The organism is Fusibacter ferrireducens (assembly GCF_015352425.1).
GTDB lineage: Bacteria > Bacillota > Clostridia > Peptostreptococcales > Acidaminobacteraceae > Fusibacter_A > Fusibacter_A ferrireducens.
The window spans coordinates 55,381-75,806 of record NZ_JADKNH010000007.1 but is presented as its reverse complement, the minus strand read 5'-3'; the positions used below and the strand labels follow the sequence as shown (position 1 = coordinate 75,806).

Annotated in this window: 27 protein-coding genes; 24 read left to right on the top strand and 3 right to left on the bottom strand. The window is 37.4% G+C overall.

All coding sequences use genetic code 11. The annotated features are described in order from the left end of the window. Positions 1-16 precede the first annotated feature (16 nt). The 18 genes from ISU02_RS12355 to ISU02_RS12270 all read left to right on the top strand — a co-directional run bounded on the left by ISU02_RS12355 (position 17) and on the right by ISU02_RS12270 (position 12,518). Positions 17-451 (top strand): phage tail tube protein, encoded by a 435-nt coding sequence (locus ISU02_RS12355; RefSeq protein ID WP_194702145.1) that lies wholly within the window; start codon positions 17-19, stop codon positions 449-451. A 94-nt stretch (positions 452-545) separates the two neighbouring features. Beyond that, entirely contained in the window at positions 546-968 is a 423-nt protein-coding gene (locus ISU02_RS12350) for a phage tail assembly chaperone (protein ID WP_194702144.1), read from the top strand. A 26-nt stretch (positions 969-994) separates the two neighbouring features. Continuing rightward, the gene (locus ISU02_RS12345) at positions 995-1,159 is read left to right on the top strand and encodes a hypothetical protein (RefSeq protein ID WP_194702143.1); all 165 of its coding nucleotides are present in this window, start codon (positions 995-997) and stop codon (positions 1,157-1,159) included. 156 nt (positions 1,160-1,315) lie between these two features. Next, the gene (locus tag ISU02_RS12340) at positions 1,316-3,598 is read left to right on the top strand and encodes a phage tail family protein (RefSeq protein ID WP_194702142.1); all 2,283 of its coding nucleotides are present in this window, start codon (positions 1,316-1,318) and stop codon (positions 3,596-3,598) included. Then, positions 3,595-4,320 carry a LysM peptidoglycan-binding domain-containing protein gene (locus ISU02_RS12335; RefSeq protein WP_194702141.1) on the top strand — a complete coding sequence of 242 codons (726 nt, stop codon included), beginning with the start codon at positions 3,595-3,597 and terminating at the stop codon, positions 4,318-4,320. The genes ISU02_RS12340 and ISU02_RS12335 overlap by 4 nt, the downstream gene beginning before the upstream one ends. Before the next feature lie 15 nt (positions 4,321-4,335). After that, positions 4,336-5,289, top strand: a complete 954-nt coding sequence (locus tag ISU02_RS12330; RefSeq protein WP_194702140.1) for an XkdQ/YqbQ family protein — start codon at positions 4,336-4,338, stop codon at positions 5,287-5,289. A 4-nt stretch (positions 5,290-5,293) separates the two neighbouring features. Further along, positions 5,294-5,557, top strand: coding sequence for a hypothetical protein (locus ISU02_RS12325; protein WP_194702139.1), 264 nt, complete (start codon positions 5,294-5,296; stop codon positions 5,555-5,557). Continuing rightward, positions 5,557-5,991 carry a DUF2634 domain-containing protein gene (locus tag ISU02_RS12320; RefSeq protein WP_194702138.1) on the top strand — a complete coding sequence of 145 codons (435 nt, stop codon included), beginning with the start codon at positions 5,557-5,559 and terminating at the stop codon, positions 5,989-5,991. Before ISU02_RS12325 ends, ISU02_RS12320 begins: the two co-directional genes overlap by 1 nt. Then, positions 5,984-7,054, top strand: coding sequence for a baseplate J/gp47 family protein (locus tag ISU02_RS12315; protein ID WP_194702137.1), 1,071 nt, complete (start codon positions 5,984-5,986; stop codon positions 7,052-7,054). Before ISU02_RS12320 ends, ISU02_RS12315 begins: the two co-directional genes overlap by 8 nt. Continuing rightward, positions 7,047-7,583 carry a putative phage tail protein gene (locus ISU02_RS12310; protein ID WP_194702136.1) on the top strand — a complete coding sequence of 179 codons (537 nt, stop codon included), beginning with the start codon at positions 7,047-7,049 and terminating at the stop codon, positions 7,581-7,583. The genes ISU02_RS12315 and ISU02_RS12310 overlap by 8 nt, the downstream gene beginning before the upstream one ends. Positions 7,584-7,595: 12 nt before the next feature. Further along, positions 7,596-7,919 (top strand): hypothetical protein, encoded by a 324-nt coding sequence (locus tag ISU02_RS12305; RefSeq protein ID WP_194702135.1) that lies wholly within the window; start codon positions 7,596-7,598, stop codon positions 7,917-7,919. A 12-nt stretch (positions 7,920-7,931) separates the two neighbouring features. Further along, positions 7,932-8,690 carry a hypothetical protein gene (locus ISU02_RS12300; protein WP_194702134.1) on the top strand — a complete coding sequence of 253 codons (759 nt, stop codon included), beginning with the start codon at positions 7,932-7,934 and terminating at the stop codon, positions 8,688-8,690. A 14-nt stretch (positions 8,691-8,704) separates the two neighbouring features. After that, positions 8,705-10,465, top strand: a complete 1,761-nt coding sequence (locus ISU02_RS12295) for a hypothetical protein (protein ID WP_194702133.1) — start codon at positions 8,705-8,707, stop codon at positions 10,463-10,465. Between the two features lie 20 nt (positions 10,466-10,485). After that, positions 10,486-10,776, top strand: a complete 291-nt coding sequence (locus tag ISU02_RS12290; protein WP_194702132.1) for a hypothetical protein — start codon at positions 10,486-10,488, stop codon at positions 10,774-10,776. Next, positions 10,773-10,943, top strand: a complete 171-nt coding sequence (locus tag ISU02_RS12285) for a hypothetical protein (protein WP_194702131.1) — start codon at positions 10,773-10,775, stop codon at positions 10,941-10,943. Before ISU02_RS12290 ends, ISU02_RS12285 begins: the two co-directional genes overlap by 4 nt. Before the next feature lie 38 nt (positions 10,944-10,981). After that, the gene (locus tag ISU02_RS12280) at positions 10,982-11,284 is read left to right on the top strand and encodes a hypothetical protein (RefSeq protein ID WP_194702130.1); all 303 of its coding nucleotides are present in this window, start codon (positions 10,982-10,984) and stop codon (positions 11,282-11,284) included. Between the two features lie 36 nt (positions 11,285-11,320). Continuing rightward, positions 11,321-12,187: a peptidoglycan recognition protein family protein gene (locus ISU02_RS12275; protein WP_194702129.1), complete on the top strand. Its 867-nt coding sequence runs from the start codon at positions 11,321-11,323 to the stop codon at positions 12,185-12,187. 1 nt (position 12,188) lies between these two features. After that, positions 12,189-12,518, top strand: coding sequence for a hypothetical protein (locus ISU02_RS12270; RefSeq protein WP_194702128.1), 330 nt, complete (start codon positions 12,189-12,191; stop codon positions 12,516-12,518). 187 nt (positions 12,519-12,705) lie between these two features. Here ISU02_RS12270 and ISU02_RS12265 read toward each other — a convergent pair whose 3' ends face one another. Beyond that, on the bottom strand, positions 12,706-13,302 hold the full coding sequence (locus ISU02_RS12265) for an ImmA/IrrE family metallo-endopeptidase (RefSeq protein WP_194702127.1): 597 nt from the start codon (positions 13,300-13,302) through the stop codon (positions 12,706-12,708). A 114-nt stretch (positions 13,303-13,416) separates the two neighbouring features. Then, the gene (locus ISU02_RS12260) at positions 13,417-13,734 is read right to left on the bottom strand and encodes a helix-turn-helix domain-containing protein (RefSeq protein WP_194702126.1); all 318 of its coding nucleotides are present in this window, start codon (positions 13,732-13,734) and stop codon (positions 13,417-13,419) included. Positions 13,735-13,907: 173 nt separating this feature from the next. Here ISU02_RS12260 and ISU02_RS12255 point away from each other — a divergent pair, with 173 nt between their 5' ends. The 6 genes from ISU02_RS12255 to ISU02_RS12230 all read left to right on the top strand — a co-directional run bounded on the left by ISU02_RS12255 (position 13,908) and on the right by ISU02_RS12230 (position 19,017). Beyond that, on the top strand, positions 13,908-14,111 hold the full coding sequence (locus ISU02_RS12255) for a helix-turn-helix transcriptional regulator (RefSeq protein WP_194702125.1): 204 nt from the start codon (positions 13,908-13,910) through the stop codon (positions 14,109-14,111). A gap of 63 nt (positions 14,112-14,174) precedes the next feature. Then, a complete protein-coding gene (locus ISU02_RS12250; RefSeq protein ID WP_194702124.1) occupies positions 14,175-14,429 on the top strand; it encodes an AbrB/MazE/SpoVT family DNA-binding domain-containing protein in 255 nt (84 codons plus the stop codon). A gap of 89 nt (positions 14,430-14,518) precedes the next feature. Next, positions 14,519-14,743, top strand: coding sequence for a hypothetical protein (locus ISU02_RS12245; RefSeq protein WP_207736287.1), 225 nt, complete (start codon positions 14,519-14,521; stop codon positions 14,741-14,743). Between the two features lie 134 nt (positions 14,744-14,877). After that, on the top strand, positions 14,878-15,258 hold the full coding sequence (locus tag ISU02_RS12240) for a VOC family protein (RefSeq protein ID WP_194702122.1): 381 nt from the start codon (positions 14,878-14,880) through the stop codon (positions 15,256-15,258). After that, positions 15,255-15,644, top strand: a complete 390-nt coding sequence (locus ISU02_RS12235) for a YkvA family protein (RefSeq protein WP_194702121.1) — start codon at positions 15,255-15,257, stop codon at positions 15,642-15,644. Before ISU02_RS12240 ends, ISU02_RS12235 begins: the two co-directional genes overlap by 4 nt. A 67-nt stretch (positions 15,645-15,711) precedes the next feature. Continuing rightward, entirely contained in the window at positions 15,712-19,017 is a 3,306-nt protein-coding gene (locus ISU02_RS12230; RefSeq protein ID WP_194702120.1) for a DEAD/DEAH box helicase, read from the top strand. On the opposite strand, the gene ISU02_RS12225 is transcribed toward ISU02_RS12230, so the two are convergent. Continuing rightward, positions 19,007-20,269, bottom strand: a complete 1,263-nt coding sequence (locus ISU02_RS12225; RefSeq protein WP_194702119.1) for an HD-GYP domain-containing protein — start codon at positions 20,267-20,269, stop codon at positions 19,007-19,009. The two genes, ISU02_RS12230 and ISU02_RS12225, sit on opposite strands and share 11 nt — an antisense overlap. Between the last annotated feature and the right edge of the window lie 157 nt (positions 20,270-20,426).

Sequence of the window (20,426 nt, the reverse complement as noted above, 5' to 3'; positions counted from 1 at the left end):
TCAGGAGGAAAAGCATATGTCATTAAATCCAAATAAAGTTATCAGCGGTACTTTCGGTAGAGTGTGGCTAGATGGTGCACTGATGGGAGAAGCCTTTGGCCTACAAGCAAAAATTGAAATTCAAAAAGATGAATTCCCAATTGCGGGTTCACTCGTTCCCGGCGAAAAAATCACGGGTTGGAAAGGAACTGGCTCATTGAAATTCAGAAAAGTAGATTCAAGGTTAATCAGTATGATTGGCGAAGCCATTAAAAGAGGCGAGAATTTGGAATTTGAAATCTTAAGTGAACTTGCGGACCCCACTGCATATGGTGCAGAACGCATTCTATACAAGCAAGTTTCATTTAATGATCTTACATTAAGTGAATGGGAAGTTGCCACAAGGGGTGATGTTGAGGCACCATTTACTTTTAGAGATTACAAATTCTTTGATTTGATTCAACCAGTTTAATATCTGTTTCCCCCTCTAAATTAATGTAGAGGCAAAGTTTTAGAGGGGGTGTATTTTGCCTCAGAGTATATTTAAAAAATAAGGAGAAATGATTATGGCAGCAACAAATAAAGCGAAAAACGCATTGAGTTTATTGTTAAATTCAAAGATGGAGATTGTAGATTTACCGAAAAAGAGTATTGAGATTCCAAGATTATCACAAGCTTTTGGTGAGAAGATGACCTTTACAATCCGTGCGCTCAACAATAAAGAGTTTAAAAATATTCAAGATTTGGCAATAAAATTTGATAAAAAGGATGCAGATATTGATACGAATTTAGTTCAATCCATGATTCTCATTGAGGGTATTGTTGAACCAAGTTTGAAGGATAAGGAGCTCAGAGATAAATTTGGCGCGGCTACCCCAATAGATTTACTTGAAAAACTCTTATTGCCGGGTGAAATTCTACACCTTTACAATCAAATTTCAGAGTTGTCTGGATTTGGGGATGACTCCATTGTCCAAATAAAAAACTAATTGAGACAGACCCAAAGGTGGGGATTATGTATTATATGTGGTCAAAACACGGAATATTCCCATCGGAGGTTTATGAAAGGCTTGAAGAAAATCCAGGTGAGCTTGACGTCATGATTGCTTTTTATCAATACAGGATGAAAGAAGAAGAAAAATGCGCTAAGAATAACATTCCTGGGTTTGTCTCGATATGACCCTTTAAGAGATGACCCCACTTCTCAAAGTGGGGGGCGTATTCCTAATTCATTGGGCGTCCAAACGTCCAATGAATGCAATCCTAATGGATTGCTTAAGGGTTACGAAGGTAGCGAAGCGGACTGAGTATACGTTTTGAAAGGAGGTGTGGACACATGGATGATATGATTCAAGCAATAAATAGTAATAAGAAGGCATATATAAGTGCAATGGCAAAAGAAAATTCTGCAACTGAAAGGTTAAATAAGACACTAGATAAAACAATAAAAAAATTAAATGTGATGAAAGCCTTAATGCTTAGCACTGAGGTCGTTTTAGTAGTCGACGCTACACCAGTTAATAAAGCAGCGGTTCAAGTAAAAAAAGCGGGTGAAGAAGTTGAAAAATTGAAATGGACATCAATAGGACTATTCGTTAAAATGCAAACTGGATTTAGACAAGTTGGATTTGAAGCTGAAAAATTAGGATGGTCTGCCTTAGATCTATTTACGAAAATTAAACTTGGTATTAAGTTGTTTGATGGTAAAAAAATAGCATTGAATTTAAAAGACCGTACAACTACAGGTTTAAAAAAAGTATGGCATGGCATTCAGAAAATTAATGATAAGCGCATTGAAATTAAAGCGACTATAAAAGATAATGTACTTCGTAAAATGGATGCAGCTATTTTAAAAGTAAAAGAGTTGAAATCAAAGGTCAAAGATAAAATTCTTTTAGCCTTTGATATGAAAGCAGGCGTTTTGCCTAAGCTCAAATCAATTGGTAAAGCAATTAGCCCCCTAAGAAAAACGGTTAATATCGTTATTAAAGCAAAAGATAAAACTCAAAAATCACTGGGGAATATTGGGAAGAAATTGAAGAAGTTTGTACTTGGTGGTATTGGTAAATTAGCAGTAGCTGGTCTAAAAAAAGCGGTAGATATTGCAGGTATAAGTTTAAACAATGCAATCAACAAGCAAGCGAAAAAAACTGGAATAGAAGCAATCGTCAGCCAAAACAACAATGGCATGAGCGAAAAAGATGTCAAAGCCAAGAGTGATGCCTATATGAAATCACTCAAAGCCAATTCAAATAAAAGTGTTTACTCAGAAGGTGAAGTGCTGGATGCAGGTTCAAGTGCACTTAAAATGGCAAAGGGAGATACTGGAGAGGCAGAAAAATTTCTAAAACTTGCTGAAGATATGGCTGGCTCTAATTCAGGTAAGACCTTAATGGAGGCAATGGATGCACTGACAGAAGCTCAATCAGGCAATTTAGATGCCCTTAAGGCGTTCGGTGTAAATGCAACGGAAGAGAGTCTAAAAAATGCTGGTGGCAATATTCTCAATATGAAAAATGACTCTGGAAGCACTATGACGGAGCAATTTAAAGGTGGTGCCGAAGCAGCTGGAAAGACAATTCCAGGCCAAATTGCCAAACTAAAGGGCATCGGTGAAACGATTTTGACAGACATTGCGTCCACCAGTCTAGATGGCATAAGTGGTATTCTGGGAAAAGGTGTAGAATTTTTGTCAGCAAACCAAGAAAAATTTACGCAATTCGGTTTAACTATATCCCGAGTGGTTGGAGATGCTTTTAACTTTATTTTTAGAGCTATTCAGTCTTTGAAACCAATAGTGGATACTTTTATGGGTTTTATTCTCTCTAAAAAAGATGTTTTTATGGAGATGTTTGGCAATATCATGGGTATTGTAGATCAATTTAAAGCGGCATGGGTTGAAGCATGGCCAGTGATTCAAGATATGTTGGCTGGTGTATGGGAAATGATAGAACCCATCTTAAGTGTATGGATAAACTATATCAGTGCTCTAATTGGTTTTATTGCGCAAGTGGCAAGGATTGCTATAAAAGTGTTTGTTGGCGTGGTTTTACCTGTAATAAAGAGGGTTTTTGATTTTATTCAGCCCATTGCAACTAGAATAATAGGTTATGTGCTCAGTTTCTATGAAGGCATTATTGGGCTCTATAACCTCATAACAGATTTTCTGAAAAATATTTTTAAAGAAGATATTCCAGAGAGAACGACGTCTAATAAAGCTGAAAATGCAGGTAGTGTTGACATGATAACAGGGGCTTCTCCAATGGGTCAAACCTTTATGGGTACAACGACTGAAAATTTAGATTTGGTAAATTTAGGTGCAAAGAACGCGTTTTCTATGACAAACATGCCAGGAGATAAAGCTGTGCTTGGTGAAATTCAAGATGCAAGTTATGTCTCTTACAGTAAATACGCAAAAGATATAAATCAAGAGAAAATCGCTATAACCCCAAATGATTACAACTCATTTGGATCGAATAAAAACAGTAATCCAATAACCATAACGATTCCGAAACTTGCAGACAATATCAGCGTGTCGGATTCGAAAGATGTAGAAAAATTGCTCTCACGGTTAGAAGAAAAATTGATGTCAGTGGCATTGAACATGGGGGTGGTATGATGCAATTTAAGCTCTTCTATACTGATTTTAGGAAGATGACGTTACCCGTAAATCCAAGTCAATTTAGAATAAACGAGGGACAAAACATTAAGACTTCAGAAGTTGTCAAACGTGGTGAAATCAATCAGATTGGCAATGAAAAGCTTAGAACGATTGAAATCACCTCGTTTTTCCCCAAGAATTATTCTGGATACTGTAATTATAAAGATTTTAAAGAGCCCTATGAGTATGTAAGAATCATTAAAGAATGGCAAAGCTACAAAGAACCCATTCGGCTGGTGATCACAACAACGCCTATCAATATGGTGGTGGCAATTCAAAATTTCAGCTATTCTGAAGTTGGTGGCTCTGGCAATATAGAGTACACGTTGAGTTTGGTGGAGTACAAATGCTTAAAAGTTAAAAGCCTTGCAGAAGATGTCAAAGCGCATTTAAGTGATCGCACTGAACTCATTATGCCACCTTCCAAGACGAACCGAACAGAAACTAAAAAAATTCCCAACTCATACACGACAAAGCCTGGAGACACCATTGCATCTATTTCTAAAAAACTAACCGGCACATTCAGCAATGCCAAAATAATATACGAGAACAATAAGGATAAGATTGAATTTGTGGGCATCACAGATACATTTAAGATCCAACCAGGAACCGTCATTATTATCAATCCAAAAGCCGTCAAAAGATATGACACTTTAAATGCCAATCACACAACCCTATAGATGAGGAGATAAAAAATGAAAATGATTGTCGTCAAAAACAAAAAAACATTTGATATTTCTGATCTTATTCAAAATTTATCGTGGGGAGGCAGTATTAACCAAGTTGCACGGAAGCTAACTTTTCAAATGATTTATGGCAGTGATTATTACACGCCAAAATTTGTTGTTAGCAATGGTGATTTTATAAAGTTGTTGGATCAGAATGATCAATTGATCCTATCGGGTGTTATATTCTCAAAAGAAACTGACAGAGCAGGAGGGACCATAAGCGTAACCGTTTATGATCCCTTAATTTATTTAACAAAGAACTTGACAACAAAAGTTGCAAAAAAAGTCGCAGTAACTCATTTTATAAAAAGTTTGTGTGATGAATTTGAAATTGAAATTGTGAGAATGCCAGATATCAGCACGACTATAGATGGCATTTTTCGAGATGTCTCTGTTTATGATTTGATAAAAAAAGCATTGGTAGAATGTTCTAAGCTAAACGATATCCAATATGTCATGCGCTATGAGGGAAATGGCATTGCCATAGATGCACTCGGAACACATGTCAATACTATGGACTTGGTGAGTGGGGAAGATGAAATCTATACCTTGAACATCTCTGAAAGCATGGAAGAACTTAGAAATACAGTGGTAATCAGAGGCAAGGGAGATGGTGTCTTAGTAACCGTAAAAGATGACGAATTGATCAAAAAATATGGACGTATGCAACATCAATCTTCAGAAGAAAAAATGACCAAAGCGCAATCACAAATTTATGCGACAAAACTCTTAAAAGAATTAGGTCAAGAAACTCTCGAACTCAGCATTCAGATGAAGGGGAATACAAAGATAAAAGCGGGAGATTTAGTGAATTTTAAAGATGAGGAACTTAGGTTAAATCAAAGTTTTGTTATTGAAGAAGACAACCATAGTATGAACAATAGTGATTATACGATGGATTTAAAATTGATGAGGAGGTGAAAAAGTGGCAGGTGAAAAATTAATTCGATTTATCAAAAATCAAGATAAAGGCAAAACGGAGATTGAAATTGGAACTGTGCTCAGCGATCCGCCCAATGTCAGTGTCAAACTCGATAATATGAAAGTTGCAATTCCAAGAAAGTTTTTAGTACTGGATTACAACTATGCACAACCACCCGTCAAAGAAACATATGTAGGGCATCGTGTAGCTGTGATGAGCTTAGAAAATGGGAATCGATACTACTTGATAGGGAGGGTGGTAGAATAATGGGTATTTTTCCGGAAAATTTAAATTTCATGGATACAGACTCTATTGCAAATCAGTCAATGGATTACGGTAGAGAATGGGCGTTTGATTTTGATAAGAATCAATTCATTATGAAAAATGGAACGCCTGTTATTGTTACAGGCATCGAAGCACTCAGAATCTTTATTATAAAGACCTTGAAAACTGCTAGATATCGCTATTTAATACACAGTTGGGAGTATGGGTGCGAAATTGAAGATGTTCTAGGACAAACACTTGAAAGAGATGTTATTGAAAGCATTATCAAAAGTATGATTACAGAAGCTTTAATCTATGATGCACGTATTAAATCAATTTCAGATTTTGAGATTGTAACTGAGGACAGCGAAGCCAAGATAAAATTCACGGTACTGACAAATTTAGAGGATGAATTGGAGGTGAGTACAAATGTATGAAAATGAAACTCAAGAAGCGATTCAGAAACGAATGAGTGAACAAGCGGCAAGTACGATTAATGTTGATGAAGGCAGTATGTTTCATGTTGCCACTGCGCCAATGGCCGTGGAACTTATGCAGGCCTATTTTAATCTTGAAAGAGTCCTCGAACTTGGATTTGCAGAGACAACCAGTGGCGCTTATTTAGATATGAGGGCGCGTGAGCATGGCATAGAACGCAAATTGCAGACAAAGGCAAAAGGCAAGATTAGAATTGAAGGCAGTATAGGTACTGTCATCCCTAAAGGCAGCTTATTTTCAACGGAAGATGGTCTGACTTATATTTCGGATGATGAAGAGGTAATGGATGCTACTGCTGTTGAAGTGAATATTACAGCAAGTGAATATGGCAAACTCTATAACACTGAAGCCAACACCGTTATCGTTCTACCTATGTCTATTTCTGGTGTAACTTCAGTGACTAACCCTCAGCCTATTACGGATGGCGTCAATGAAGAATCCGACGAGGCTTTACTTGAAAGATTATTATCACATATTAGAAAGCCAGCAACCAGTGGCAATATATATCAATATCAACAATGGGCTGAATCCCTTGCAGGGGTAGGTGGTGTGAAAGTGATGCCGCTTTGGAATGGCCCAGGTACAGTTAAAATCGTGATCATAGATGAAAATAGATTGCCAGCAAGTGAAAATTTAGTTTTAGAGGTATCTGAATTTATTGAAGATCATAGACCTATAGGTGCGCAAGTGGATTATGTGAGTGCAACAGGCGTTACCATTGATGTTGATGCAAATGTCGTCATATCAAAAGGGCATACGCTAGAGGAAGTGGTGAGTCAATTTAATACGAATCTAGCGCAGTATCTTAAAAATGATGTGGCATTTGAAGTGGATTCGAAAAACGTACCGGTTCAAGTGTCCATCGCTAAAATCGGTTCCATTTTGATTGAGACTGAAGGTGTTGAAGATTATTCAGAACTAAAAATAAATGGTGATACCAAGAGTATCACGCTTAATCTAGATGAGGTACCGATGAAGGGGTCGGTGAATCTTTATGAGTAGATATACTGAAATTAGGCAATATGTCCCTTCTTTTTTAGAAGAAGCTGAGCCTTTAAAATCAATATATAAAGCCACAGGTGAAGAAACAGGTGCCTATTTTGATCAAATTGAAGCGGTACTGGATCAGATGTATGTTGAAACAGCCACTTGGGGCTTATTTCTTTGGGAAAAAATGTTGAATATCAAAGCACCAAGTGAACATACCTATGCCATGAGACGAGAAATCATTATTTCTAAACTCAGAGGCATTGGAACAACCACGAAAGAGATGATTAGTACAATGGCAGCTTCATTTTCAGGCGGTGAGGTTGAAGTTATTGAAATGCCAGAACAATACAAGTTTTTAATCAAATTTGTGGGGCCCTTGGGTACACCAAAGAATATGGAGGATTTGAGTCAGGCCATCGAAGATGTCAAGCCAGCACATCTTTGGTATGAATATGCCTTTCGATATTATCTTGTATCTGATGTGGAGGGTATGACCATTGAATTTTTAGAAAATCAGATCTTGGACAAATTTGCATTTTAAGGAGGTGACTATATGAGTATGTTGACACAATTTTTGAACCTGTTCAAAGTGGAGCCGCTTGTGGATGGCAATATGCCTTTTAATATCACGACGATGCTCAACGAGAATTGGGACAAAGTAGACAGCACTATGAAGACACTTGACGAAGAAGTAAAAGATCTAGCAACAAGTGCATCTTATTTACAAGAGGAAGAACCTACAGAAACAAACCCATCCACCGTGTGGTATGCAATTGGGAGTGAGGCAAATTTTAATATGGGTGGTGGCATCGTTATCAATAATGCTGAAACCAGTGAAACACCACCTAACTCAGAAATATGGTTTCAAACAACTTAAGGAGGTAGAAAAATGGCAAATGTAAATATTCAAATCAAACAAAGAAACGGTTCTATCTGGGATGATTTATTTCCAAAGACAACGGCAGAGAATGTGATTGAAAGTACAACTAAGCAATTTGTAAGTGCCACAGAAAAAGCGGCTTGGAATGCAAAGCAAACGGCTTTAGGCTTCACACCAGAGAATTTATCAAAAAAAGGTGTTGCAAATGGATACGCTGGACTGGATGCAACTGGTAAAGTGCCTTCTGCGCAGTTACCATCCTATGTGGATGATGTTTTAGAGTATGCTTCTTTAGCTGATTTTCCAACCACAGGTGAGAGTGGCAAGATTTATGTATCTCAAGATCAAAATTTGAGTTACAGATGGAGTGGCTCAAGTTATGTGGAGATCAGTAAGTCACTTGCACTTGGAACGACCAGCAGTACAGCACATCGCGGAGATCACGGCAATACAGCCTATGTACACAGTCAAACTGCACATGCGCCTTCAAATGCTCAGAAGAACAGTGACATTACAAAAGCAGAAATTGAGGCAAAATTAACAGGCGCCATTACGTCGCATACGCATACAGGCCTTACACCGGCATCTCATGGTGCAAGTCATGTCACTGGCGGAGCAGACGTTATTCCAAATGCTGTAGCAGGTGGCGCATCTGGATTAATGAGTGGCGCAGACAAGTTAAAGCTCAATGGCCTTGTGAAGGTCACAGTGGATGAAACTGCACCAACAGCCCCTGCTTCAGGAGATCTTTGGTATTCAATCGTTTAGGAGGTGAAACCTTAATGTCAACTTATAATACAGTAATAAAAAAACGAAATGCTCAAAATAATGGTTGGGATTCGATTTTGCCAATGACGACTGCGGAAAATGTTTTGGTAGATTCTGAAGGCAAATCGGTGGCAGATCATGTGGATGATTTTGTAATGCATCCAGGAGATGGCGGTACAACAGCGGGCACTGCAACTGCATATACCTGTGCGAGTTTACCCGCTCCCATAGCATATACAGATAGGATGGGACTTATCGTAAAGGTGCATGCTGATAGTGGGGTAAACCCTACGATCAACTGGAATGGGCTTGGTGCCAAAGCGATCAAGAAACCCAATGGTAATGCCGCAATTTTAAAATCAGGTGGCATTTATACACTAAGATACAATGCGACAACAGAGGCTTTTATATTACAGGGTGAAGGCGCCAGTGGAAATGCCACAGCATCCGACCTTCTCTCTGGTAAAACAGCAAGTACGGATGCAGGGGATATAACAGGGAATATTCCAATAAAAAGTGCTGCAACCTATACACCTACCGCTTCAAATCAAACAATCCCAGCTGGGCAATATTTGAGCGGGACTCAAACCATTTTAGGGGACGCAGATTTGGTCTCGGCAAATATCAAAGCAGGTAAAAATATCTTTGGTGTGGCTGGGAATGCAAATGTAGTGGACACCTCAGCAGGAGATGCCACAGCAGCACAAATCTTGAACGGGAGAAATGCATATGTGAAGGGTGGTAAAGTAATTGGTACAATGCCAAATCATTCAGCTACACCACATACAACAGGCTCAATGGTTGCTGCCGGAGTCTTTACATCTGGAAATCCTAACTCTAGAGTATATGTAAAACCAGCGGAAGGTTATTACAATGGTGAAGTTTGGTCAGCATTTGATATGCCGGATTTAGTACCTCAGAATGTTAAAAGTGGAATAACTATAGGCGGAGATGGAGGCAGTTTTACGGGAACATTTACTTCTGATGCCACCGCAACATCGGGACATATTTTATCAGGGAAAAGTGCTTATGTGGCTGGGAATAAAGTAACTGGGACGATACCAAGTAAAGCAGCAGCAATTTATACGCCAAGCACAGTAAATCAGACGATTTCATCAGGATACTATTTATCTGGCAATCAGACAATAGCAGGGGATGCAGATTTGGTTTCGGCGAATATCAAAGCAGGTAAAAATATCTTTGGTGTGGCTGGGAATGCAAATGTAGTGGACACCTCAGCAGGGGATGCCACAGCGGCACAAATCTTGAGTGGGAGAAAGGCTTATGTGGATGGTGCATTGGTGACTGGAACGATTCCGAGTAGAGGCGCAGCTACGATTACACCGAGTACGGTGAATCAGACGATAGGCGCAGGACAGTATTTGAGTGGTGCACAGACAATTGCTGGAGATGCGGATTTGGTTTCTGGTAATATTAAAGATGGTAAGAATATTTTTGGTGTTATAGGAAATTTTGCTGGTCAATATGCTACTGTAAATTATTACGCCAATTCTGGACAAGTGGGTCAAGGTGGCAACCTTACAATCAATTTCAGCATTAGCGGAATAGGTTTTGCGCCTACTAGCATGTGGTATGTTTTTTTTACCATATTTACAGGTGGGAATATGCAATTTGAAAGGCAACCATATTTCACATCAACAAAAGATTTTACCTTTAGTGGGGATACTGCTTCAGGTTCAATTAATTTAGGAACTAATAGGTTCTCCACTAGAGTTACTGCTTATATGTCAGGAGTTCTATTTACAGCATTTTAGTATGAAAGAGAGAAGAAAATATGAAAAAGGGAAATTTAGTAATATACGATAAAACAGGTAAAATATTTTCACAAACAGGTGAAGCAGAAGGTGATGTTTTACCACATGTATATCCAGAGGGCATTCCATATATTGAAATTCCCTTTGGAACAATGGCAACAAAAAAACTTATCAGTATTGATGTATCTGTAATACCGCATCAACCAATATTTGAAGAAATAGAAATTAAGATGTCCGATGCAGACCGCATTGCAGAACTTGAAGATCAGTTACTAATTCAAGCAGAAGATACAATAGGAGGGTTACTATGATCAAAGAAGAAATTGTAAAAATAGTAGCGAAAAGAATCATGAACAATGGTGTCAATCCTAAAACAGGTAAGCCCTATGTGGCTGACGACATTACCAACAAGGATTATAAGAAGGCAGTCAATCGTTTTATCCAAGAAAACGCAAAAAACGGTCTAAAAAAAATTTAGTGTAGCAGTTCAATAAATAAAAAGAGGCGATAAAACCAGTGGATATCATAAAACTATCAAACACCATCACCACAATCGGCGCAGGCACAGTCGCCATAGGCATCCTCTTTTGGATCTTCCTAAAAATGTTCAACGGCATCATTGAAAACAACACCAAAGCCATGCATGAAATGTCCCGATCAAATGACAACGTCGCCCAATCACTTGAAATGTTAAAATCAAGTATTGAGAACAGTTATGAACTGCAAAACAGGACAATTACAATGCTGGATCGGCATGATGTCAGAGCAGAGCGCATCGAAAATGAACTCATAAAAGTGAGTGAACGCACCAAAAAATAAGCTAATGCAAAACAATTACAGAAAGAAAGTGAAAATATGCTAAATAAACTCAAAATCATAGGGGGTGTTATTCAAAACAAAGAAATCAATAGTATCCCCCTCATAACCCAAATCGTCACGCCAAGCGGCAATCACAACGTCAGAACCCAAATGCCCCTTGAACTGGAAACAGCATTGGGCATTACCAACCACAACACAGGCAACACTGCACCCACAGCAAGTGCGAACATGCATGCTAAATGGATGCAAAATGTGGAGAATGCAGATGAGACCTACGTGGGGGCACATTTATTTGTGGACGAAAAGAGCATCATACAAGTGCTTCCCATAAACGAAGTCGCCTATCATGCAGGGGATGGCAAAGGCAATGGCAACATGAAAACCATTGCCGTAGAAATCTGTGAAAACGGCAATATCTTAAAAGCGGAAGAACATGCCAAACAATTAAACGCCGCACTGATTCTGACCTATCCACATTTTAAAATATACAAGCATCAAGATTGGTCGGGCAAGTATTGCCCAAGAGTGATCCTCGGGCGCAAATCATGGGATGCATTCGTTGAAGACATCCAAAAATACGTGGCAGAGGCAACATTAGAAATGGCATCCAACGTAAAATCAGATTCAAATTTAAATTCGGTTTCAGAATCAGAATCAATAGAATCAGAACGGGAATTGGATTCAGAAAATCACCCTATTGAAGCGTGGAAACTTAAAGGCATCCATTTTGCCATTGAAGAAGGCCTCATCACAGATTACAATTACTGGCGTGATCGACTTGACGACGAAATGCCGGCTTGGGCACACTTCATCATCATGGAAAAAGTCGTCGAAAAATTGCGAGACGAAATGGCGAGCATTTTGGAGGAAAAACTAGACGAAATTTACAGGGAGGCGCAATAACATGACCAGAGAAATTGCAATGGAATATGGGTTAATGATAGCAGTCGCAGGGGCTGTTTTTTTGTTTGCCCTCTTAAAGTGGCAGCAAGTCAAAGTCATTCTATTTAGATTGATGTTAACCGCTAAAAGCATGGCAAAAGATGCTATTCTAAACAGTGGGCAGGAACAAGAAGAATGGGTGCTTGAAAAAGCTTATCAACATTTGCCGCTTTGGATAACGCTTTGGATGAGCAAAGAAAATATGCGCAAATTAATTGCCTATTTGTACGAGCTCGCAAAAGATTATTTAGACGACGGCTTGATCAATCAAAGCCAGAAAAGTATTAGATAGAAGAATAAATTAAAATAAGCCGATTAGAACATATTTGATTAAGTCTTTTGAAACGACATCTTTCATATTTGCAATAAAAAATGCAAGGATAGAGAAAACATATTTTTTCTATGCCTTGCATTTTTTATCTTTTGTTTTTGACTGCATTTTTTTTGCTTAAAGTGAAGCATTTCAATAAGTATAGCATCTAAATCATTTTGTAAATAACTTTGATATTGTGACATGCTGGATTTTGTAAATAAGTTTCCATTTTTTCAGAACACCAAAAAGCATCATCTACTGTATCCACCGTGTCTGAGGGTACTTCAACCACATAAATTGATGGCAGAGCTGAGAGCAAAAGACACTTGGAATCATCAAGTTGCCATTTATGAGAAATCAGACTCATAAAATAGAATTTCATCTCTAAAAGTTGGGCAGGGATTTCAAAATAATCTGTCAGAGATTGAAATTGCATATCAGAAGCTTCAGAGAGTGTTCTCAATAAAAGTTCATTGGGTATTAAGTAGTCACAACTCCATCGGATGGCCCTAATCTCATCCCTCTCTGTATGTATGATATCCAGAAATGAATTGCTCTTATAGTGAGGTTCCGTTGTAAAATAGTGTCCAAGCTCGTGACTGAGTACGGCCTTAAATTCAACTTCGCTTTTTATGGCATTATTGATGACAATAATATCATGAACATCATCTCTATAGTAAAATCCATTCACACTTTGTGGCAATGCATTTGTAATTTCAAGTTGGATGCCTAATGACTTAATCCTATTGAGTAAAGTATCCATAAATGCAACGACTCCTTAAAATGATAAAATAGCATAAAGCTTGAAAGTGGCACCAATCAACATAAAAAGAGCACAGATCAATGTAAAAAAGAGCATACGCTCTTGTAGCAAAAATTATTTACTTTGTAGATTTTTATGCTTTAAGGTTTCGATGAGATCCTTAACTAATTTTAAATCATCATCCGTTAAATGTTCAGTCGTATTAAAAGCTAAAATCTCTTCAGAATAGCGTCTGATATCACTTCTGCCAAGAAGATAATCTGTGGAGACATCAAAAAAATCAGCAATAGTGGATAAAATTTCGTTATCGGGAGAACGTTTTCCAGTTTCGTACATAGCAATAGACCCCTTGGAAATGTTGAGTTTATCTGCCAATTCCTTTTGAGTTAAATCTTTTTCCTTTCGAAGTTGTTTGAGTCTACTTTCAATCATATGACCACCCTTAATGCACTCTCATTTTAGACCATAATATCACATAAAGTGAGCAAAAATAAAGGAAAAGATTATTACAAGATAACAAAATAACGAAAAGTGAATAAATAATTGACAAAAGTAACCAAATGTGATATTTTTTAAATAATTCAAAAGGATAATAGGAGGTCTAATTGAACAGAATTGCCCAATACAGAACAGAAAAGAATTTGTCACAGAGAGCACTTGCGAAAAAATTAGGTGTTTCAAGTGCAACTGTGGCCATGTGGGAAACTGAAAAGAGGACACCAAGGTTAAAAATGGCAAAATACATAGCGCAGTTTTTTGAGACAGATATTGAAACTATTTTTTTTGACCATAAAGATAACATTACGTGATCTCGCTTTGCGTTGAACATTTTTAGATGTGAAAAAATATAAAAAGAGAAAGAGGGGGATAAAATGAGCAAAATAGGCAATTTGAGAAAAGTAGATGAACTCGGAAGAATCGTCATTCCAGCGGGTCTAAGAAAACATGCAGGCATTGATATTGGAGAGACATTAGAAGTTGCTGCAAAAGGAGATATGATTTTACTCAAAAGGTATAGTGAAGCCTTTTGTGTTTTTTGTGGTTCACAGAGTAATCTAGAAGCGCACTTAGGAAAAAATATTTGTTTGGATTGTATAGCGAAAGTTCAGCAACTAAATCGTAAGTAATTTGTAAAAAATGCAATGTAAAAAACTTATTGAAAAGAAATCAATGTAAAACCTTCAAAGAGAACAGCATAAATTGTGAGGTGAGTGTATTGAGACTCTATGTCTGCAATTCGTTAGAGGAATACAAGAATTTGATTAGAGCATATCAGATTAGCGGGAATATCATTACGTTATTTGATCAAGAACACAAATATGTGAGCAGTGGTATTGTCACCTTTATTACTGAGCAGGCTTTTATCATTCGTGAAACTTATAATACAAAAGTAAAGGTCTATTTTCAGGATATTTTAGAACGTAAACATTTTATAGGCTGAATCACATTTTTTTTATTCAACATCGATAAAAGCCCCTTTTTATTGTATAATGAGAGTGTACATAATATATGAGGAATTTAAATAAGATGAATCTGAATATGGACAATTTAAAGCCTTGAAAGGATGTTGATAAGATGAGAATAGAGCATATAGCCATTTGGGTGTCTGATCTCGAGAGATCAAAAAAGTTTTATTGTCAGTACTTTGGCGGCAAAGCATCAGAGCTGTATCATAATCAAACCACAGATTTCATGTCCTATTTTATCCGCTTTGAAGAAGGTGCGCGGCTTGAAATTATGAAGAGACCGGATGTATCGAGTTTAAAAGAACATACGCATCTCGGACTGGCACATTTTACTTTTTCAGTGGGCAGCAAGGACGACGTCATAGCACTCACAGAACAACTGCGTTTGGACGGTTTTAAAGTCAAAAGTGAACCAAGGACCACAGGAGATGGGTATTTTGAAAGTGTTGTACTGGACTTTGAAGGCAACGAGATAGAAATTACACTATGAAAACATTAAAAGCGATTAAATCAAAAATAATTGAATTTGCAAAACGCCTTAAACTAGAAATTACAACATTATATGTCCTATACAAAGAAAGACAATTAAACGCGGGTCTTCAATTACTCACAATACTTGTGCTAGCATATGCATTGAGTCCAATTGATCTCATCCCTGATTTTGTCCCCGTTTTAGGTTATTTGGATGATTTTATCTTGTTGCCCCTTGCGATCAAAGGTCTCTTGAAATTGATTCCAGACCATTTATATCGTGAAAGTAAAATCAAAGCTCAATTTTTAACTAAAAAGGATTTGCCTAAAAATTGGGGGTTTGCAGTATTTGTTGTGATTATTTGGCTATTGCTCATTTGGACTCTTTTCAGAGTCCTTTTTTAATTTGTGGAAATAGAGTATAATTAAAAGGTTAAGGGCCGGTACGTTCAGTAATCCATGAGGAGGCATCATGAAGTATAACTTAAGTCGTTCTATCATTTTGAATTTAACTGGGAAACCTCAGATATTCTCTGCGGGTCTGTCTTTATATCAAAATGGGAAAGTATATATAACAGAAGGTGTTGGGGCACAAAATATTGTTAGCATTGTTATGGAAGGGCAGTCTTTTGACGTAAAACTCAAATTTTCTAAACTGGGAGATCTTTTGACCTCTAAATGCAGCTGTCATAAAACGATGAAACCTTGTAGGCATATTGTGGCTTCGCTTTTGCAGTTAATGGATGATGGCGAGTTGTTGGAACGTGTAGATACCATGGAATTGCCGTGGCCATTTAATGACAGTACAATATATGATCAATCCAAAATAAAAATTAAGAGAACGGAAGCAAATGAAGTAGCCGTTGTGGACAAACGCAAGGATGTCCAACCTAGAATCGGTATAGAAAAAAAGGTTATACACAGTGATTTCGATGGGATGATCAAAAGTTTTAGACAAAAGCATAGTGTAGAAAAAAAGGGGATTCATATTGTGCCGTATCTTGAATTTACAATGCCGAATACGCCTAATGAGTATCCTGTTCGAATGTCCTTTAAAATCGGTTCCGATTACCTCTATGTGGTTAAAGATGTCTTGCAATTTATGGAGGCTTACACTTCAGGCGAGAGTTTAAAATTTGGTTCTCAATTTACTTTGCAATCACAGGAGATGTCGCTTTCAGATGAGGGACAAAAGCTTTTTGATCTATTAGAACAGTTTCGAGAGGAACAAAAATTTTATGGTATACCCGTTATCAAACATAGTATGGTGCAGTTAACACATCAAAACTTTATTAGGGTGATAGAACACTGCAATTTGGATTATCATGATAAAAAGACAAATAGAAAAATAAAGATAAAAACACAAGCGCATTTATTTCACTTTGAGCTCATTAAGAATGCATCTCATTTGGAATGCAATGTCCTCAATCCTGCAGAGGTTAAATTATTGGGGCATCACATGCATTACGTCTTATTAAACCGTGAAAAGCCAACTCTGATTCAAACTTCAAAAGAGCAACGTGAGGTACTGAATATACTATTTCCACTCAAAGTAATCGTCCCTAAAATGGTGTTTAACAAAATGCAACTCCAAAAGTACGTGGACTTTATATTGCCCAATCTAGAAAAAATAGGCGAAGTGACCATACATCCAGATCTTAAAAAACTGTTTATTGAAGCGGAACTTGTTTTCGAAGTGTACTTAGATTATAACGGTGGCGCAATTCAAATTGAGGTTTTATTCCAGTATGGACATGTCAAAATCAACGGTTTAACTGAAGATAACCATCAATCGGATTGGATCGTGGCACATAGAGATTATGAAAAAGAAGCTGCGTTTATGTCACGTTTTGATCGCTATCCCTATCATAAGTTAGGAGATCACATTAAAGTTTTAAGAGATCACGAAATCTTTGATTTTTTAAAATTTGAGTTGTTAGAGATAGAGAAGGATGCAACGCTATTCAGGACGGAGCGATTTTCAAAACGCCGTATTATTCATGGGGATAAGATCAAGCAAAGCATAAGGACAAACGCGTCCAGTAATCTGCTAGAATACGAAATTGAAATCGATGGCTTTGAAAAAGAGGATGCTTTAAAGTTGCTTAAAGCTTATCGAGAAAAAAAGAAATATTATAAGCTGAAAAATGGTGATTTTTTAGCGCTTGAAGAAGGACAATTTGAAACCATTGAAGAATTGACAAATTTATTTCAAGCTAAGATGAATAAAGCCACTCAATTAATTGCCTTACCCAAAGCCTCGGTGTACTATCTATCTCAGCTTAGAGATGAAGGGCGACTGGATGCTGTTGATATTTTGGATGATACTTTGCTAGTCAACCATGAAAAAGCGATGGTACCACTTGAAATTCCAGAACATTTGGTCACGATATTGAGACCTTATCAAAGCAAAGGCATTTATTGGTTAAATCAATTGACGATGTACGGTTTTGGCGGCATTCTAGCAGATGATATGGGGCTTGGTAAAACCCTTCAAATGCTGACCTTTATTAAAATAAGACAGACTATGGGCTTGGGTAGAGTTCTCATTGTAGCACCAACTTCACTTATTTATAACTGGGCAAATGAAATCGTTAAATTTACAGACTCTTTAACTTATGAAATTATAGAGGGCACAAAGGAAAATAGAGAAAAAATGATCGAGCAGAGTGAGGCTCATATTTTAATCACTTCTTATGGAGTCCTCAGAAAGGATCAAGAGTTATACGAGCAATGTGATTTCGATATGATTGTGCTGGATGAAGCGCAGCATATTAAAAATGAGGGTTCTTTAATCTCTAGGGTGGTAAAACAAATCCCTGCAAATCATAAGTTTGCGCTTACAGGGACGCCGCTAGAAAATCATTTAGGCGAACTCTGGTCTATTTTTGATTTTGTCATGCCGGGTTATTTGGGCACAAGATATCACTTCAGAGAACAATTTGAGAAAAAAGTAGAAGCCGATCCTGATCATGAGCAAGTCCAAATGAACAAACTGAGGCGTTTAATTGAACCGTTTATGATGAGAAGAATCAAAAAGGATGTTCTTAAAGAACTGCCGGAAAAATTGGAGACAAACTTAATTGTTGGTATGACAGATGAGCAGAAAAAATTGTATGCGGCAATGGTGGCTGAAATCAGAGGCGAGTTTTTAGAAGATCAATATGGCAAGACACTGGATGCAGATAAAAGGATGCGATTACTTGTTGGATTAATGAGGCTTAGACAAATCTGTGCACATCCAAGTGCCTATCTCTCTAATTATGAAGGTGGCAGTGGTAAAGTAGAGGCTTTGGTTGAACTCCTTAGTGAACTTGAAGAGAGTGGACATAGAACGCTTGTCTTTTCGCAGTTTACCTCTGTGCTTAAATTAATCCAAAAGGCGATAAGCTCAGATTGTTTTTATTTGGATGGCAGTATGCCTGCAAAAGAGAGAATTCAAATCGTTGAAAGATTTAATCAAGGGGAAAAATCTGTTTTTCTCATATCCCTTAAGGCAGGTGGTAGTGGCCTCAATTTAACAGGCGCCGATACTGTTATACATTTTGACCCCTGGTGGAATCCTGCAGTGGAAGATCAAGCAACAGATAGGGCACATCGAATCGGTCAAGAGAAGCGGGTTCACGTGATCAAGCTCATCACTCAAAATTCAATTGAAGAGAAAATTTTAGAGCTTCAAGGGCGGAAAAAAGCCCTGTTTGATCAAATTATTCAACCAGGGGAGACTTTTTTAAACAAATTGAGTATTGATGAGATTAAATCATTATTTATGATGTGATTTGGGTACTTTTCAAAATTGCTTCTTGGAGGTCAGAGTACTGCTTTGTGGCAATGTTTTGATAGTGGTGATTGATCTGAGCGAGTTGTTCCATATGATCCACAACAATTTGAATGAGATTAAGATCCAATTTACCATCGTTGCCCTCAGAGAGTAAAACTTCTTTTGCAAAAGCAGTATTTATATGACTACGATAAGGACGTTCCTCTGTTAATGCAGAAAAAATATCTGCTATACAGAGGATCATTTCTTTTTCAGTGATGTCAGATCTTTTAAAAGGATAGCCTTTGCCGTTAAGTTTTTCGTGATGACTTGAAGCGATTAGTTTGATCTCCTCAAATCCCTTGATTTTAGATAAAATCTCAAAAGTGTAAAAAGAATGTGATTTGATTTGTAGCATTTCGTTCTTGCTGAGAATCGTTTTTTTATCGAGTAAATCTTTAGAAAGGGCAAGTTTGCCGATGTCGTGAAAATAGCCTGATATCTCAAGAATGTCCAAATTTTCACGATCATATCCAAGAAGTTGCCCAATGGCACGAGCGACTTTAGAGACACCTATGCTGTGAGAAGCCGTGTAGGAAGATCTAAAATCTATGGCCAAGATAAAGAGCTTTGAAATGTCAAAAAGAGCATTGATATCCCTAATCATGGCATCTGGTTTCAAGGTTTCCATAATGATTTCTTTATGTCGATCGGTCGTTAAATTGAGCCAGAATTCCTCCTGCTCTGACAATGTTAAAAAGGCATCTACGTATTCTCTTTTGTACTTAACATCTTGATCAGCAGTGATCATATACTTAATGCGATCAATTTGATTGAGTATAAATTTAGATTTGTCAATTAAAACGGCAATTCGATCCGCCAAGAAAATCAAATTGGAATAAATATTGTAGTTTGGTTTGCCTATGAGAATTTGATAATCATCATGGTGATATCGCACGAGGGTTGCAATTTTACTGAATCCAGTAAGAGACATTAAAAGCTGATAACCAATTTCACCGTGATTTGTGATATCTTCAAAGGCATAATCCGCTAGATTGACGCGATCATCGGCGGTGAAAACACCGATATCATGGATCAATGAAGCAATTGTGATTTCTTTAATATCTCTAGGTGTAATTTCCAGTGCCGATGCAATTTTTAGCGCTATGTAAGCAACATCGTTGTGATGGTTATAAATACGTCGATCAATTAGATCAAGGGATTCACTAAAAGCGTGAAAAATTTCATTTTCGGATACCTGAATGGACATATGACCTCCTAAATTACTAGAATTACGATAATCCTATAAGCTATTTACCCACACTTTAACAAATGACACACAATAGTGGCAAATTAAATTTATCGGATTCTCCATAAGGTCTGTGAAACTCTATAGAGCCAGCGGAACCTGTATAAATTTGATTATA

Excerpts from the sequence above, each read along its gene's own strand:
- ISU02_RS12355 (WP_194702145.1), top strand. The coding sequence starts at position 17 with ATGTCATTAAATCCAAATAAAGTTATCAGCGGTACTTTCGGTAGAGTG.
- ISU02_RS12350 (WP_194702144.1), top strand. The coding sequence starts at position 546 with ATGGCAGCAACAAATAAAGCGAAAAACGCATTGAGTTTATTGTTAAAT.
- ISU02_RS12345 (WP_194702143.1), top strand. The coding sequence starts at position 995 with ATGTATTATATGTGGTCAAAACACGGAATATTCCCATCGGAGGTTTAT.
- ISU02_RS12340 (WP_194702142.1), top strand. The coding sequence starts at position 1,316 with ATGGATGATATGATTCAAGCAATAAATAGTAATAAGAAGGCATATATA.
- ISU02_RS12335 (WP_194702141.1), top strand. The coding sequence starts at position 3,595 with ATGATGCAATTTAAGCTCTTCTATACTGATTTTAGGAAGATGACGTTA.
- ISU02_RS12330 (WP_194702140.1), top strand. The coding sequence starts at position 4,336 with ATGAAAATGATTGTCGTCAAAAACAAAAAAACATTTGATATTTCTGAT.
- ISU02_RS12320 (WP_194702138.1), top strand. The coding sequence starts at position 5,557 with ATGGGTATTTTTCCGGAAAATTTAAATTTCATGGATACAGACTCTATT.
- ISU02_RS12315 (WP_194702137.1), top strand. The coding sequence starts at position 5,984 with ATGTATGAAAATGAAACTCAAGAAGCGATTCAGAAACGAATGAGTGAA.
- ISU02_RS12310 (WP_194702136.1), top strand. The coding sequence starts at position 7,047 with ATGAGTAGATATACTGAAATTAGGCAATATGTCCCTTCTTTTTTAGAA.
- ISU02_RS12305 (WP_194702135.1), top strand. The coding sequence starts at position 7,596 with ATGAGTATGTTGACACAATTTTTGAACCTGTTCAAAGTGGAGCCGCTT.
- ISU02_RS12300 (WP_194702134.1), top strand. The coding sequence starts at position 7,932 with ATGGCAAATGTAAATATTCAAATCAAACAAAGAAACGGTTCTATCTGG.
- ISU02_RS12295 (WP_194702133.1), top strand. The coding sequence starts at position 8,705 with ATGTCAACTTATAATACAGTAATAAAAAAACGAAATGCTCAAAATAAT.
- ISU02_RS12290 (WP_194702132.1), top strand. The coding sequence starts at position 10,486 with ATGAAAAAGGGAAATTTAGTAATATACGATAAAACAGGTAAAATATTT.
- ISU02_RS12285 (WP_194702131.1), top strand. The coding sequence starts at position 10,773 with ATGATCAAAGAAGAAATTGTAAAAATAGTAGCGAAAAGAATCATGAAC.
- ISU02_RS12275 (WP_194702129.1), top strand. The coding sequence starts at position 11,321 with ATGCTAAATAAACTCAAAATCATAGGGGGTGTTATTCAAAACAAAGAA.
- ISU02_RS12270 (WP_194702128.1), top strand. The coding sequence starts at position 12,189 with ATGACCAGAGAAATTGCAATGGAATATGGGTTAATGATAGCAGTCGCA.
- ISU02_RS12265 (WP_194702127.1), bottom strand. The coding sequence starts at position 13,302 with ATGGATACTTTACTCAATAGGATTAAGTCATTAGGCATCCAACTTGAA.
- ISU02_RS12260 (WP_194702126.1), bottom strand. The coding sequence starts at position 13,734 with ATGATTGAAAGTAGACTCAAACAACTTCGAAAGGAAAAAGATTTAACT.
- ISU02_RS12250 (WP_194702124.1), top strand. The coding sequence starts at position 14,175 with ATGAGCAAAATAGGCAATTTGAGAAAAGTAGATGAACTCGGAAGAATC.
- ISU02_RS12240 (WP_194702122.1), top strand. The coding sequence starts at position 14,878 with ATGAGAATAGAGCATATAGCCATTTGGGTGTCTGATCTCGAGAGATCA.
- ISU02_RS12235 (WP_194702121.1), top strand. The coding sequence starts at position 15,255 with ATGAAAACATTAAAAGCGATTAAATCAAAAATAATTGAATTTGCAAAA.
- ISU02_RS12230 (WP_194702120.1), top strand. The coding sequence starts at position 15,712 with ATGAAGTATAACTTAAGTCGTTCTATCATTTTGAATTTAACTGGGAAA.
- ISU02_RS12225 (WP_194702119.1), bottom strand. The coding sequence starts at position 20,269 with ATGTCCATTCAGGTATCCGAAAATGAAATTTTTCACGCTTTTAGTGAA.